This is a genomic window from uncultured Ruegeria sp. (assembly GCF_947500045.1).
Lineage (GTDB): Bacteria > Pseudomonadota > Alphaproteobacteria > Rhodobacterales > Rhodobacteraceae > Ruegeria.
Map to the genome: position 1 here is coordinate 68,783 of NZ_CANMQQ010000006.1, position 14,557 is coordinate 83,339.

Consider the following 14,557-nt stretch of genomic DNA (forward strand, 5'->3'; position numbering starts at 1 on the left):
CCGTAAAGCCCGACCCATCGATTTAGTTCAGATCCGCATCGCGCGAAGAATTCACATCTGCCTCAGCCGCTGCAACTGCTTCGGTCAGTGCAGTGAACACCTCATCACCACGGGCAACATTGGTCTGGAACCACTCGTAAACCGGGGTTGCGGCGTCTTTGAACGCGGCTTTCTGATCAGGTGTTGGCACGTAAAGGTCACCGCCACCTGCAACGAAATCCTCGTAGGCCTGGATCGACTTGCGTTTGGGCGAGGCAAAAGTTGCCTGCTGCAGAGCATAGAAACCATCGACAACAACACGGCGCATGTCCTCGGGCATCTCTTGGAATTTGGCGTTGTTCATCCACCACAGCGCGCCCATATAGGCGTGACCATCCAGCGTGACGTATTGAAGACCCGCATCGGGGAACTTCATGCCCATGATGTCGGTAATCCCATTCTTGGACCCCTCGACAACACCGGTCTGGAAGCTGGTGAACAGTTCAGGCCACGGGATCGGGGTCGGCGAGGCACCGAGAGCTTTCACCAACTCCTGCGGCAGGTCAGCGACCACGGTGCGGATTTTCAGGCCTTCCATATCGGCAGGCTCAGCAACACGGCGCTGCGTGTTGGCAAAGTTGCGCCAGCCGCCGGTATTGCCGATGGTCATCAGACGTATCGCACCGCCGGAATCCTCCAGTGCCATGTCACGCATCTGCCTGGTGAAATCACCTGACAGAACATGCTCGGCTATCCGGTCGTCGGCCATCAGATAGGGTAGGTCCAACACCTGAACATAGGGGAAGATGCCAGAAGCGCCGCCCGAAGTTGAGATGTAGATGTCGATGGTCCCATCCGCCACGCCCTGCAGGCATTCTGCCCCGTTCGAACACAGCTGCGTGCCGATGAACAGTTCGACTTCGATTGCACCGTTCGAAGCGGCCTCGACGTAGTTTTTGAAGACGACCAGGCCGTCATAATCCTCGTCGTTTTCGTTCGAGTTGGCAGTAGCGCGCAACGTATAATCAGCAGCTGCTGCCGCCATGGCGGATGCAGCCACCAGCGATGTGGCCACCGCTGCGGTTTTGATAAATCTTCTGAGCATGCGTTTCCTCCCTGTGGTACTCAGTTAGTTTGCAAATCCCGTTATTCTCGGGATCGTCATGGATAGTGCCGGGATGTAAGTGATCAGGAAGATCACTATGATTTCGACTGCCAGAAACGGCAGGATCGCCTTGGCGATGGTTTCAACCCGTTCCCGCGACACGGCGGCAGCAACGAACAGCACGAGCCCCATGGGCGGCGTGGCCAGACCAACGGTCAGGTTGACGCTCATGATGATCGCAAAATGGATCGGGTCCACACCGAGGCTGGTGAAGATGGGACCAAGGATCGGGCCAAGGATGATAATCGCGGGGCCTGCATCCAGGAACATGCCAACAACGAACAACAGTAGGTTGATCAAGAACAGCAGGATCAGTGGATTTTCCGACAGGCTGAGGATAAGCGAGGCCAGCTGTTCTGGCGCATGGCTGAGGCTGACCACGGTCTTGAACGCCATCGCAGCACCAACCAGCAGCAGGACGACCGCCGAGGTCATGCCCGCGTTGCTGAGAATCTCAGGCACCTCTTTCAATGTCAGGGTGCGCAGGACAAAGAACCCGATGATGAACGCGTAGCCCACGGCCACCGCTGCAGCCTCGGTCGGGGTGAAGATGCCACCCAAAATGCCGCCCAGAATGATCACAGGCGTCAGCAGTGGAAAGAAGGCCTTGAGACTGGCCTGACGACGCTCACCCCATGTGTATTTGCGACTGGCAACGGGGAAATCGTAGCGATCGGCCATAACCTTGATCATCAGCATCAGGCCAACGCCAACCATCACCCCCGGCACGATGCCCGCAAGGAATAGCGCGGCCACGCTTTCGCCCATAACATAGGCATAGATGATCATGATGCCCGAGGGTGGGATGATCGGTCCGATCACCGAACTGGCCGCAGTGATCGCAGCCGCGAATTTGCGGGTATAGCCCTGTTTCTCCATCGCCGGGATCAGCATTGATCCAAGCGCCGAAGTGTCGGCTACGGCAGATCCAGACAGGCCGGCAAAAAGGATCGAGCTGAGTACATTCACATGCGCAAGGCCGCCCCGCAGGTGGCCCATCAGGGCCTGGCTAAACTCCACGAGGCGGATGGTGATACCGCCTCGGTTCATCAACTCTCCGGCCAGCATGAAAAACGGGATCGCCATCAACGGAAAGCTGTCCATGCCGTTATAGACATTGCGGTAAAGCAACGTGATGTCGTTGGTCTGACCGCTGAGCCACAGTAATATGCCCGGAGCGGCCAGAAGCGCGAAGAAGACCGGTAGACCGATTAGCAGGAAGATCAGGAATGTGGGTAGGAACCAGATCAGCATTTATTCGGCCCCCACTGCAGCTTCGGGAATTTCAGGCAGCAGATGCTCGCCACCAAGTAAGGTGACGACAGACCGCAGGACCAGTTCGATATTGACCAAGATCAGAAGGATGATCCCTACCAGCAGCGATGCCATCATCCAGCTACGCGGAATGCGGTACCATTCATCGAACCCAAAAGAGGTGGGAAGATAGAGAGCCGCCGTGGCGAACCGGCCGCCAAAGCCAGTGACCTCGGACCAGCCAATATTGACTGCGACCAGCAGGACCACCAGCGAGATCAGCAGCAGAAACAGATTGAGCGATAGGCCAAGCACGCGTGGCAGGAAACGCTGCAACATATCGATGGCGACAAAGCCCCCGCGGCGGAACGCGGTGGGGGCCATCAGGCCAGTCATCCACAACATACAGAACCGCGCGGCCTCATCTGGCCAAGGCAGGGCGTTCCCCAGGACGTATCGAAAAAACACCTGGATCAGGATTGCGATGACCATGAATGCAATCGCAACAACACCAACCGCGCGGCCCAGACGCAGCGCGGTTTCGTTCACGAATGCAATCGGCGCCAGCGCCGATGCCAGTCCGCCCATGCGGATCCTCCCACTGTCAGCCGCGAGTTTGCCCCGCGGTCGTCATATCGCGCTTAGGTTTTCGCGAATTGGCCGAGTTTTCCGGCAAAGAAGGTCAGCGCGTCTCCATCCGCCATGCTGACCTTCAGGACTTTACCCACCACGATCACGTGATCGCCTGCATCGTGATAAGCGTGCTGCTCGCATTCGAACCGGGCAAGACTACCCGGCAATAAAGGGGTGCCGTTTTCACAACGATCATGTTCGATATCGCGTAGCGCATGGGCGTCTTTTGAACAGCCAAAGCAAAGCTCGGCCTGTTCGGCAGACAAAACATGCACACTGAAATGGCGCGCCCCATGAAAATACCGGAACCGGCGCGAATAGCGATCGCCTGCCCACATAACCAGCGGTGGATCCAGCGACAGGGACGAAAAGCTGTTGGCCGTAATGCAGATCGGGCCATCTTCGCTGTCGCAGGTCACCACCGTAACACCCGTGGCAAAGCGACCAAAAGCGTCACGCAGGGTTCTTGTGTCGCCCTTATGCGGGATGAATGTGTTGGTCATGTCACGTGAGATTGCGTTCATCATGGAACCTCATGCCCTAGCGCTGCCTCATACAGGCGGAACCAGCTTTCGCGGTCTAGTTTGACTTTCAATGCGTCTGAGGCGCGCCTGATGCGGTCCAAGTTATTTGTCCCCAAAACCGGCAGGATGATCGCCGGATGCGCGAGTAAGAAGGCAACCGCAACGGCAGCGCGATCCACTCCGAATTCCGCAGCTATCTCATCTGCTACGACACCAACCGGAGGGTTGCCGGCCATCAGGAGCCCCCCACCCAGCGGGGACCACGCCATCAGTGGATGACCATGCTGCTGATGGAATACCAGATCGCCATTGGTAAACGGGCTAATCTCACCGAGAGAAATTTCAATCTGATTGGTGACCAACTGCGTTTTCATCGCCGATTGCAGCAAAGACCAGTCCCATGGACGGAAGTTGGACACGCCAACTGCGCCGACCTTGCCGCTGGCAACAACTTCATCCAGTGCCGCGCCGGTTTCATGGTGATCCATGAGCGGATCAGGGCGGTGGATAAGCAGCAGGTCGATATGGTCGATTGCCATTTCCGACAATGACGTATCAACCGATTTCAGAATATGCGCCCGCGAGGTGTCGTAGTATTTAACCTTGGCATCCGCATATCGCCCCATTGGCGCGACGATGTCACACTTGGTGACGATCTCCATCTTCTGGCGCAGCCTGGGATTGGCGCGCAAGGCGTTGCCTAAAACGGCCTCAGCCGCGTATCCGCCGTAGATGTCGGCCTGATCGAAGGTGGTGATACCCTGATCCAGACAAGCCTGAATCTTGGCCTCCACATGCGCGGTCGACGTATCGCTGTCATCACCCAAGCGCCACATGCCATAGACAAGGCGGCTCATTTCCAGCGTGTCAGATAGTTTCACACGTTGCATCAGCGACGAACTCCATTTCCCAGCGGGGTCGCCGGGGTGGTTGCAGGCACGCGCCCGTAGGCTTCGGGAAGCGAGCAGGTTTTCAGGTTGGGCATCACGCGGGCACCAAAATGTTTGGCTTCGTCCATGTGCGGATAGCCCGAGAAGATGAAGGCACGGATGCCCATCTTCTGGTACTCTTCGATCTTAGACATAACCTGATCGGTCGATCCGACCAGCGCCGCACCACAGCCAGACCGCGCGCGCCCCACACCCGTCCACAGGCCGGGTTCGACATAGCCATATTCATCTGCCAGATCGCGGTTCTTGGACTGATGCGCCACGCCCAACGAGGTCGCATCCAGCGCCCGTTCGCGGATGGCGCGGCCATAGTCGTCATCCAGTTTCGAGACGATGTGGTCCGCGTATTCCTGTGCTTCGGCCTCGGTATCCCGAACGATCATGTGTACGCGCAAGCCGTAATCCAACGTCCGGTTGTAGTTTTCAGCGACAGTGTGAACTGCTTTCATCCGCTCGGCCAATTGATCCTTGGTTTCCGGCCACATCAGATAAACGTCACAATGCTCGCCGCACAGATCCAGAGCAGATGGTGAGTAGCCACCAAAATAGAGCAGCGGACCACCGGTCTGAAAAGGCCGGGCCGGATCAGCGGTCAGGCCCGAGAAGTTGTAGACCTCGCCCGCATGGTTGATCTCGTCCTGTGTCCAGGCCTGTTTCAGAATCTCGACCACTTCGCGCGACCGTTGATATCGGTAGGCGCTGTCAGCTTTCTCGCCAGGGAAATCGGACGAGATGATGTTGACCGTCAGCCGCCCTTTCAGCATGTGATCGAGCGTTGCGATGGTGCGGGCCAGCATGATGGGCTGCATCTCACCACAACGCACGGCGGCCAGCAGGTTGATCTTTTCGGTGATCGGCGCGCAACCTGCGACAAAGCTCAGCGTGTCCTGACCGACCTGATAAGACGACGGGCACAGGATGTTGCGGAACCCTTGCGCCTCGGCCTCTTTCACGATGCTGGAACAATGGTCCCAACTTGACCGCAGATCGCCATCGGGCAGCCCGAGGAACTGATAATCATCCGAGCAGAGCGCAGCAAACCACGAAACCTCGGCCGCATCCAGATCGGGGGATGTGATGGGGACGATGGTCATTTGATTCGCGCTCCGTGCATCTTTTACTTTTCTCTTGCGTAGCAATCACATTGATGTAGATCAATAGTGTATCAATTTTTCCCGCGACCGAATGAAGCGCCCTCGATGACCTCCAACAGCCGCAACCCCAATGCCCTGCCGATCTATGTCCAGATCTCAGAGCTGCTGATCCGTGATATCGCGGCAGGTCGTCTGATCGATGGCGAGCGTCTGCCACCCGAGCGGGATATGGCAATCAATCTGAAGGTCTCAGTAGGCACGTTGCGAAAATCGCTCGCCGAGCTTGAGAAAAAAGGCATGTTGGAGCGCATTCAGGGTTCGGGCAATTACATCCGCGAAACCGGAACCCAGAACAGTGTCTACGCCATGTTCCGGCTGGAACTGCCTGAAGGCGGAGGTTTGCCGCGCGCCGATGTCTTGTCGGTTGAACACCTGGAAAAACCCTCAGATCTGCCAGAATTTGGCCAGTCGAAATACGCATCGCGGGTGCGTCGGATGCGCTATCTGAATGACACAATCATCGCTGTCGAAGAAATCTGGTTGGACGAATCAGCCGGAACCATCGATCAGAGCCTGCTGTCTGACTCATTGTATCGCTATTATCAGCAACAGCTCGGCTTCTGGATCACACGGGCCGAGGACCGCGTTTCGGTAGGCGCATTGCCCGACTGGACGCCCAGCGGCTTCACCAAACCCGCGGGCCAGACGGCTGGGTTCATCGAACGATTCAGTTGGTCTGAGAATGCTGAACCCGTCGAGTTTTCAAAAACATGGTTCGACCCGGATCGGGCCACATACGTCCAACGCCTGAAGTAAAAGGAACTGCGCATGACCCGGACCATCAATTACGGGCTGATCGGATGTGGTATGATGGGGCAGGAACACCTGCACAATATCGCTCTGCTAAAGGGCACACGTGTTGCCGCAATACGGGAGCCTGACGCGGAGATGGCACAAACGGCGAAGGCCATCGCGCCCGAGGCGCAGATGGTTTCGTCCATTCAAGATCTTCTGGCGATCAGTGATCTGGATTGTCTTGTGATTGCCAGCCCCAACCACTTGCATGTCGAACAGCTGGCCGAGATTGCTAAGACCCGCCCCCTGCCCCTGCTGATCGAGAAACCTCTGTTCACCGATCCCGCCGATCTTGACCGGCTTGAGGAGTTGGAACGCAGCTATCCTCACCCGATTTGGGTTGCGATGGAATATCGCTATATGCCACCCATCGCCGCGCTGATCGACAAAGCTGAAACCACCAGCGGTGGGGTCAAAATGCTTTCGATCCGCGAACATCGCTTCCCGTTCCTGGAAAAAGTCGGCGACTGGAACCGATTTAGTCGCAACACCGGTGGGACTTTCGTCGAGAAATGCTGCCATTTCTTTGACCTCATGCGCCTGATCCTGCAATCCGACCCTGTGCGGGTTTCAGCAAGCGGCGGACAAGCCGTCAATCACTTGGACGAGGAGTATGGCGGCGAGACTCCGGACATACTGGACCACGGCTATGTCATCGTCGATTTCGCCTCAGGTGCACGCGCCATGTTGGAGCTTTGCATGTTTGCTGAAGGCGCACGCTATCAGGAGGAGATCTCGGCTATCGGGCCCAAAGCCAAAATCGAAGCGCTGGTGCCTGGCCCTGGTCGGTTTTGGCCGGGGCATCTGGGTGACGCGCCTGTGCCACAGCTGATCACTAGCCCACGCTCACCGAAAGGCCCTGTCAAACAAGACATCCCGGTTGAACCGGAATTGCTGGCTGCAGGCGACCACAACGGTTCGACCTATTACCAGCACAAAGGCTTTCTGGAACTGGTCAGGGGGGAACGCGCGGTGCCCGAAGTCACTCTGCGGGATGGGATATGGGCTGTCCGCATCGGGCTCGCCGCGCAACAAGCGGCCGAACATGGCCGAACGATTAGCCTGATTGGATAGACGATAAAGTCAGAATATCACGTTGAGCATCAACAGCGAGACGATCAGAAAAATGATCGTCATGATCCCACCTGAACGGACGAAATCCATCACCTTATACCCCGCTGGCCCCATGATCAGCGCGTTGACCTGATGGGTGGGAATAATGAAGCTGTTCGAGGTCGAGATCGCAACGGTCAACGCAAAGACCGCAGGATTGGCACCCGCGGCAACCGCGATTGAAACCGCAAGCGGCACCAAAAGCACGGTGGCCCCCACGTTTGACATAACCAGAGAAAACGCTGTCGCCAGAATTGCAACCCCGGCCTGAAGTGCCCAGATCGGCCATCCATCTAGGATGATCATGATCTGCTGCGCAATCCATGCTGCAGTTCCTGTATTCTGCACCGCCTGACCTAGGGGGATCAGACACGCCAGCAGAAAGACCGTGTTCCATCCGACCGCCCGGTACGCCTCATCCACGCTTAGCACACGGGACAGCATCATACCCGCAGCACCGGTCAGCAGACAAAGCGACAACCGCACATCCGTGAACAGGATCAGCGACAATGAGATCACGAAAAAGCCAAGAGCCCAGCCAACCTTTTGTGGGCGCAGTTCATCCTGTGGGAAGTCTGACGTGACAACTACAAAATCCGGGTCACGCTTGATCCGCATAAGGTTATCCCAGCGGGTATGGGCAACCAACATGTCACCAGCCTTGAATTCTTCGAGGCCTATTTGCGTGGATTCATGCGTCTCGGTCTCTACATGGCTCAGCGTTTCCTCTCCCCTGTGGATGGCAAGCAGAGACATTCCATAGGTTTTGCGAAACAGCAGTTCACGAGGGCACTTCCCGATCAATTTGCTATCGGGTGTCACGACTACTTCGGCTATCCCGGCATTTGTCGGCGCAAATTCTTCAACAAAAACATCCAGATCAGGCAGAACGGTCAGCCCGTATTTTTCGGCAAATTCCTCAACAACCCATCGCCGTCCGACAATTGCCAGTCGGCAAGGCGCGGCGATCTCGGCCGTCAAAACCTGCACCATCGAGGTCTTGCCCCGATAAAATGTTGAAATGATATAGAGATGATTTTCAAAGTTGATATCGGCCAAAATTTTCCCGACCAACGGGCTGTCTGCCGGAACCACAACTTCAAAAACATCAGCTTTCAGCCCGTAAACTCGCTGAAGATATTCCTGTGTTCCTCGACCGGTCCCGGTACTGTCCGAGCCAGCAGCACTTGGCAGCACCCAACGGCCCAGCAACAGGAAATACGCAATACCTGTCAAAATAAGCACCGCACCAATGGGCGTCACCGAGAAGAGCCCGAAAGGCTCCATCTGCTGTGCTTCGGGTAAACCTTCGTTAGCTGTCTGGATCAGATCATTCAGTAGGATCAGTGGCGACGACCCAACCATCGTCATCGTCCCGCCCAAGATTGCACAGAAACCCATCGGCATGAGCAAACGCGACAAAGGAATTCCCGATCTCGACGAGATGCGGCTGACCACTGGCAGGAACAGAGCAGCAGCGCCGACATTCTGCATAAATGACGAGATAACCCCAACAGTGCCTGAAATGATGGGCAATACCCGGCCTTCTGATTTGCCGCCATATTTCAGAATTACCGAGGCAACTTTGTTCATCAGCCCCGTCTTGTCCAAGCCCGCGCCAACGATCATCACCGCAATAATGGAAATGACCGCGTTTGATGCAAAACCATCAAACAGATGCGGCACGTCGGCCAAATTCTCAAGCCCGGGCGCATAGCTCAACAAGCCGACAATGACTAAAACGAGAATGGCAGAGAGATCGATCCTGACGATTTCGGACACAAACAAGAAAACAGTGAACGCCAAAAGCCCGGACACCACGGCCATTTCGTAAGTAAATGCCAATTGCTCCACTAGGGTCACCAGGCCTCAATCGTGAACTTAATTAACATTTCTAGGCAATTGACCCGTGTCTGTCATGGTTTTTGTGATCGTTGAACGAAATCAAAGCTCCTATCATTTATTGCCCGCATCGATATCGACAGATATGAACTTGAGAATACCCAGCCACTGATGACGAAGCCGTATCACGATTTCAGAGAAAAGGGTGTGCCGTGCAAAGATGTGACAGAAACTTTCTCATCCCGTGACGCTATAATCATACTGGCGCAGTGAGGCGAACCTGCGGCGGGCGCTTGGCCAATCGAAATGAAACAGTGGGTCAGGAATTCGCCAGTTTTCGCCATAACTCTGAGCAAGCAACGCCGGTTCGTCTTGCGGCAATCCGATCGTGCCTCCGTTCAGGGGTTTCAATGGAAAGATAGCATCGTCCGGCAAATCATTGAGAGAGTACGGGTAAACGCTAAAGCGTCCGCCGTCTGACCACGCCGGGAACAGATCGATATCGATCCCCAAGCTGTTCCTGACCTTGAATGTCGGCGAGTTTCGCGTCAGGGATTCCGGGTCAAGACAATTGTTGGCAATCAGGTCTTGCTGAAAGAGCGCCCATTCCTTCGGTATGTCATCAAGCGTAGACTCGCCGAGATACACAGCAAAGTCGACATCATCGTCATGATCGATTAACCGGCCATCTCTGACATGCCCCAACAAGGCACCAGCATACAGCATGATCGGTTTCCCAAGCTGGATCACTGGCTTTAATTCAGAATCCAGCTTCGAAAGTATTTCGTCACTGGCCATCTCTGAAAATGTCCGATTGTAGCCATGCGGCGTAATGAAGTCCGGGTGCAAGGTCTGCTTTACGCACTCAAAAAAGGTCGCGAACCGGGCTTCCTGGCCCTTCTTGGCATAGCGCCTCTCCATCCTTTTGAGCCTGCCGTGCGTTCGAGCAGGCCTAAAGCGTCGATGGCAGCACAGCAGAACGTAGAGCTCTTCCCAATCGTCGAACAAGGCAGGACTATTCAATTGTCGTATTAATGGCTGCAGAGCATCCACTGCCAAACGCGTCTTCCGCGGGCGAGGCAACGCAATCTGGGCCGTGGCATGCGCAAACACATGATCGCGCAGTGACACGAGCTGTTGTGCAATCTCTGCCTCAGTCACGGTTTTCTTTCATAGATCGCCCTCGCGACGATCGCATCTTCTGATTTGTATTTTGCATATCCTATGCCTTCGACCCCATAGCTCTTTGAGAAGAGGTGCCGTTCCATCTTAGCATCCAACTGCGATGGGCACATGTAACGGCGGAAATGCGGTGCCGCCACTTTCACCAGATCCCGATCCGCAAGAGTTCGGAATTCGAACGCCGCTATGTCTCCAGGTCTGCAAGCTTCATGTAGGGCTGCAATCAACAGATCTTCTTCCTCATCGGTAATTGCGTGCAAAAAGAAACGCGCATAAACGCAGACTGTATCGGCTCTTCTTTCAGACAACACCTGCTGCACCTGACCATCTGCGAGGTTTGTTCTGAAAAACTCCAGATCATCGCCGCCCTGAACCTGCGTGTGTTCCTTTGCAGACGCGATGGCTGCCTCGGATGCATCCAGTCCGGTAACTTTGAACCCATGGCGCGAGAAGAAGAAACTATCGCGTGCATTTCCGCATCCGATATCAATTACATGCGCTTGCCTATCAATTTCATTGGCCACAAACGCGGCAAATTGAGACGGCAGAGATATTTCCCAGAAAGTAGCGGAATTGGCGTAGAAATCATTCCAAAAATCGCGCCGACCTCGCGGCTGCGCAACTTCAGGCACTTTTGAGGTCATTTGTGAGGGTTCTTTCGCGCGGCTGCAGGACGTTATTAGCAAAACTTTGCCAGACGCCCAAGGCGACTGCAATCGGTTCTTTGTGAATGGTGGCACAAACGAAAATCCCGGGTAGTTTTCGCCACCCGGGATCAATTCTTGTCAGATCTGTACTAAGGCTTATTCGCCGGCAGCAGCTGCCACATCCAGCGTCACGCCGGGGCCCATGGTCGAGCTCAGCGCGATTTTCTTCATGTAGGTACCTTTGGCACCAGTCGGCTTGGCCTTGGCCACGGCCGAGATGAAGGCGCGGACGTTTTCAACCAGCTTGGCTTCGTCGAACGACGCTTTGCCAACACCGGCGTGAACAACGCCACCTTTTTCCGCCTTAAACTGGACTTCACCACCTTTGGCTGCTTCCACGGCCGCTTTCACGTCCATGGTCACGGTGCCAACTTTGGGGTTCGGCATCAGGTTGCGGGGGCCCAGAACTTTACCCAGACGGCCAACGATCGGCATCATGTCCGGGGTGGCAATGCAACGATCGAATTCGATGGTGCCGCCCTGAATAGTTTCCATCAGGTCTTCTGCGCCAATGATATCCGCGCCAGCTTCTTTCGCTTCGTCGGCCTTGGGGCCACGAGCAAAAACAGCAACGCGCATCGTTTTACCGGTGCCATTGGGCAGGCCGACAACGCCACGAACCATCTGGTCCGCGTGACGGGTGTCAACGCCCAGGTTCAGTGCGATCTCGATGGTTTCATCGAATTTCGAGGTTGCGTTGCCTTTGACTAGGGAAACAGCTTCTTCGACCGACAGGTTTACCTTGCCAGCGACAGCTTCGCGCGCAGCGCGGGTACGTTTACCGAGTTTTGCCATCTTACTTCACCTCGATGCCCATAGAGCGGGCCGAGCCCAGGATGATCTGCATTGCGCCTTCGACGTCGTTGGCGTTGAGATCTTTCATTTTGGCTTCGGCGATTTCGCGAACTTGTTTGCTGGTCACGGTTGCCACGGTCTCACGACCTGGGTTTTCCGCGCCACGGGGGCGGTTCCGCTTGCCAACCGGCTTCAGACCAGCTGCTTTTTTCAGGTAGTAAGACGCGGGCGGCGTCTTGATGTCCATGGTGAAGGACTTGTCCTGATAATAGGTGATCACGGTCGGGCAAGGCGCGCCCTGTTCCATGTCTGCGGTCTTGGCGTTGAACGCCTTGCAGAATTCCATGATGTTGATACCGCGCTGACCCAGCGCCGGACCAACTGGCGGCGACGGGTTCGCCTGACCTGCAGGAACCTGCAGTTTCATTGTACCAGCAAGCTTCTTGGCCATTTGGTTTTCCTTTCAACTCAGGTGAAACGCGTTCCACCCAGACAATGTTGCGTGGTCCGATCCGGGATCGCGATCCCAGCAACCTCCCACGAGAGAATCTCGCCCGAAGACGATAGGGCGGCATTTATATCGGAATGACTGGGTTGGCAAGTAGCGGAAGTCACTATTCAAAGCGACACCTTTGTGTCCTGATCAGCCGGTTGGTTTCGGGTTGGCAAGGAGCTACCCCTGTTCGCAATTTGCGCTCATCCACTCAAAGCCTGATCGCGAAGTAGACGCGCTGCCGGCAGGATGCTGAAGGAAGATGCGATTCATGCATACCTTCCAAGCATTGAAACGTCTGCGGTTTCCCGCGCAAGTCGAGTAAGCAACTCGGAGAAGCACGCCTCTATCTCCAACGACCTTTTTAAATGGACATCTCGTTTTCGGCCACAAAACTCTGGATTGGTGAGTCCTGGTTGGTCCGCTAGGCCGGTATGGTTTCGGATATCAAAATAGGAAATACCCGCTGCTTCGGCTTGTTTTTGAAGTTCTCCGGCAATTCTTTCGTTAATTTCCCGGTGACGTTTAATATTGATTTGGTTTTGCCTCAGCCAGTCGACAAACGCGTCTTGGGTTAGACCCAGTTGGTTAGGCAAGGTCTCGAGCAACATATTGTGCAATTGGTACTTTCTATGCAGAGTTGAGGTATTGAGGCCTTTTACCAAAACTCGACGATTGGGCGCTGCTTGTTGGCAAAACAGCAGATAATGGCTGAGTTGATCAATTCTGGATTGAATGGCCGTATCCAGGTCGACCTGATCGCGGATAGCTACGAAGTAGCAACTCAACTCGGCGTCTACCTGTCCAAAACCAAACGACACTAAATCGGGATCCAGACTTTCAATCGCATTCTTTGCGGCGTCGAACGAAGAATTTTTCTTTGTTGTGGGTCTAAACCCTGCGGCAGTCGCCCCTTTGATCGCTAGTACGTGCGCCTCTTCAAATCCAGATATTTCAACCGGGCAAACGCGACCGTATCGAAAGTTTCGCTCGCTGCTTTCAGCTCCCAGTAAACGGCTGTGGGAATCGCCAACACACAATATTTTCATTGTTTCATTCCGATCCCGCCAACTTGTCGTCGAGACCAGTCAATCCTTCGAAAACACCTGTGTCAATGCAAGCAATGGCTTTGCCGGATCTGGCGGTGGTAGGGAAATCTCACCCCTGCAAACGGCCTGCACACTGACGCTCACGCATGCTTGGGCAAAGACCACTCCGAATTCAAACCCGAGAGTAGCTTAAGCATCGAAAGAAGTTGCTCCGCACTGAACGAGCTTGCCAAATTCGGAACTAAATCCGGCGAATGCAGCGTTCGCAAGATTGGCTGCAATAGAAAACGCCGTGATGTCTGCAACATCACGGCGCAACAATACTCTGCGAAAGCCTTATCAGCTCTGTTTGGTGACCTGCGTGAAGTCCAGTTCCACAGGCGTTTCGCGACCGAAGATCGAGACCGAAACTTTCAGTTTCTGCGCGTCGTCGTCCACGCCTTCGACCATGCCGTCGAAATCCTCGAACGGGCCGTCGTTGACCTTGACCTTCTCGCCGATCTCGAAGCTGATCATCAGCTTGGGCGCTTCTTCACCTTCCTGAACGCGGTTGAGGATCTGGTTGACCTCGGCATCGCGCATCGGCATCGGACGGCCTTGCGGACCAAGGAAACCGGTGACGCGGTTGATCGAGTTCACCAGGTGGTAGCCCTGATCCGACATTTCCATATGCACCAGCACGTAACCCGGCATGAAGCGGCGCTCGGTCGTGACTTTCTTGCCTCGGCGCACTTCGATCACCTCTTCGGTGGGCACCAGAACTTCGTCGATATCGTCCTCAAGGCCCTGTTCAGCCACCGACGTGCGGATCTGCTCTGCGATCTTCTTTTCGAAATTCGAAAGAACGCTGACCGAGTACCACCGTTTCGCCATGAACCTGTCGTCCTTGTTTGCCTTTGGTGCGTTCGAACTGAGCGAAGCA

The 14,557-nt window shown here is 55.2% G+C and carries 15 protein-coding genes; 2 read left to right on the forward strand and 13 right to left on the reverse strand.

Going from position 1 to position 14,557, the window contains the following annotated elements; genetic code table 11:
* Nucleotides 1-22: 22 nt before the first annotated feature.
* From dctP to Q1B46_RS11770, 6 genes are read right to left on the reverse strand one after another with little or no spacing between them, the layout of a single operon-like run.
* Nucleotides 23-1,084: a TRAP transporter substrate-binding protein DctP gene (dctP, locus tag Q1B46_RS11745; RefSeq protein ID WP_299948148.1), complete on the reverse strand. Its 1,062-nt coding sequence runs from the start codon at nt 1,082-1,084 to the stop codon at nt 23-25.
* Nucleotides 1,085-1,108: 24 nt separating this feature from the next.
* Nucleotides 1,109-2,398 (reverse strand): TRAP transporter large permease, encoded by a 1,290-nt coding sequence (locus tag Q1B46_RS11750; RefSeq protein WP_299664164.1) that lies wholly within the window; start codon nt 2,396-2,398, stop codon nt 1,109-1,111.
* On the reverse strand, nt 2,399-2,986 hold the full coding sequence (locus Q1B46_RS11755) for a TRAP transporter small permease subunit (RefSeq protein ID WP_299948151.1): 588 nt from the start codon (nt 2,984-2,986) through the stop codon (nt 2,399-2,401).
* Nucleotides 2,987-3,039: 53 nt separating this feature from the next.
* Nucleotides 3,040-3,555, reverse strand: coding sequence for a flavin reductase family protein (locus Q1B46_RS11760; RefSeq protein WP_299948153.1), 516 nt, complete (start codon nt 3,553-3,555; stop codon nt 3,040-3,042).
* Nucleotides 3,555-4,445, reverse strand: coding sequence for an aldo/keto reductase (locus Q1B46_RS11765; protein WP_299948155.1), 891 nt, complete (start codon nt 4,443-4,445; stop codon nt 3,555-3,557). The genes Q1B46_RS11760 and Q1B46_RS11765 overlap by 1 nt, the downstream gene beginning before the upstream one ends.
* Nucleotides 4,445-5,599: an LLM class flavin-dependent oxidoreductase gene (locus Q1B46_RS11770; RefSeq protein WP_299948157.1), complete on the reverse strand. Its 1,155-nt coding sequence runs from the start codon at nt 5,597-5,599 to the stop codon at nt 4,445-4,447. Before Q1B46_RS11770 ends, Q1B46_RS11765 begins: the two co-directional genes overlap by 1 nt.
* 105 nt (nt 5,600-5,704) lie before the next feature.
* Here Q1B46_RS11770 and Q1B46_RS11775 point away from each other — a divergent pair, with 105 nt between their 5' ends.
* Together Q1B46_RS11775 and Q1B46_RS11780 are read left to right on the forward strand one after the other, a co-directional pair.
* Nucleotides 5,705-6,415 carry a GntR family transcriptional regulator gene (locus tag Q1B46_RS11775; RefSeq protein ID WP_299948159.1) on the forward strand — a complete coding sequence of 237 codons (711 nt, stop codon included), beginning with the start codon at nt 5,705-5,707 and terminating at the stop codon, nt 6,413-6,415.
* Between the two features lie 12 nt (nt 6,416-6,427).
* Nucleotides 6,428-7,528 carry a Gfo/Idh/MocA family oxidoreductase gene (locus Q1B46_RS11780; RefSeq protein ID WP_299948161.1) on the forward strand — a complete coding sequence of 367 codons (1,101 nt, stop codon included), beginning with the start codon at nt 6,428-6,430 and terminating at the stop codon, nt 7,526-7,528.
* 9 nt (nt 7,529-7,537) lie between these two features.
* Here Q1B46_RS11780 and Q1B46_RS11785 read toward each other — a convergent pair whose 3' ends face one another.
* From Q1B46_RS11785 to nusG, 7 genes are all read right to left on the reverse strand, one after another.
* Complete coding sequence (locus Q1B46_RS11785; protein ID WP_299948503.1) at nt 7,538-9,394, reverse strand: SLC13 family permease; 1,857 nt, start codon at nt 9,392-9,394, stop codon at nt 7,538-7,540.
* A gap of 252 nt (nt 9,395-9,646) precedes the next feature.
* Complete coding sequence (locus tag Q1B46_RS11790) at nt 9,647-10,570, reverse strand: hypothetical protein (RefSeq protein ID WP_299948163.1); 924 nt, start codon at nt 10,568-10,570, stop codon at nt 9,647-9,649.
* Nucleotides 10,567-11,235 (reverse strand): class I SAM-dependent methyltransferase, encoded by a 669-nt coding sequence (locus Q1B46_RS11795; protein WP_299948165.1) that lies wholly within the window; start codon nt 11,233-11,235, stop codon nt 10,567-10,569. Before Q1B46_RS11795 ends, Q1B46_RS11790 begins: the two co-directional genes overlap by 4 nt.
* Nucleotides 11,236-11,394: 159 nt before the next feature.
* Nucleotides 11,395-12,093 (reverse strand): 50S ribosomal protein L1, encoded by a 699-nt coding sequence (gene rplA / locus Q1B46_RS11800; protein ID WP_299948167.1) that lies wholly within the window; start codon nt 12,091-12,093, stop codon nt 11,395-11,397.
* Nucleotide 12,094: 1 nt separating this feature from the next.
* Nucleotides 12,095-12,544 carry a 50S ribosomal protein L11 gene (rplK, locus tag Q1B46_RS11805; protein ID WP_037314971.1) on the reverse strand — a complete coding sequence of 150 codons (450 nt, stop codon included), beginning with the start codon at nt 12,542-12,544 and terminating at the stop codon, nt 12,095-12,097.
* A 311-nt stretch (nt 12,545-12,855) separates the two neighbouring features.
* Nucleotides 12,856-13,635 carry a hypothetical protein gene (locus Q1B46_RS11810; RefSeq protein WP_299948170.1) on the reverse strand — a complete coding sequence of 260 codons (780 nt, stop codon included), beginning with the start codon at nt 13,633-13,635 and terminating at the stop codon, nt 12,856-12,858.
* A gap of 339 nt (nt 13,636-13,974) precedes the next feature.
* A complete protein-coding gene (nusG, locus tag Q1B46_RS11815) occupies nt 13,975-14,508 on the reverse strand; it encodes a transcription termination/antitermination protein NusG (protein WP_299664181.1) in 534 nt (177 codons plus the stop codon).
* Between the last annotated feature and the right edge of the window lie 49 nt (nt 14,509-14,557).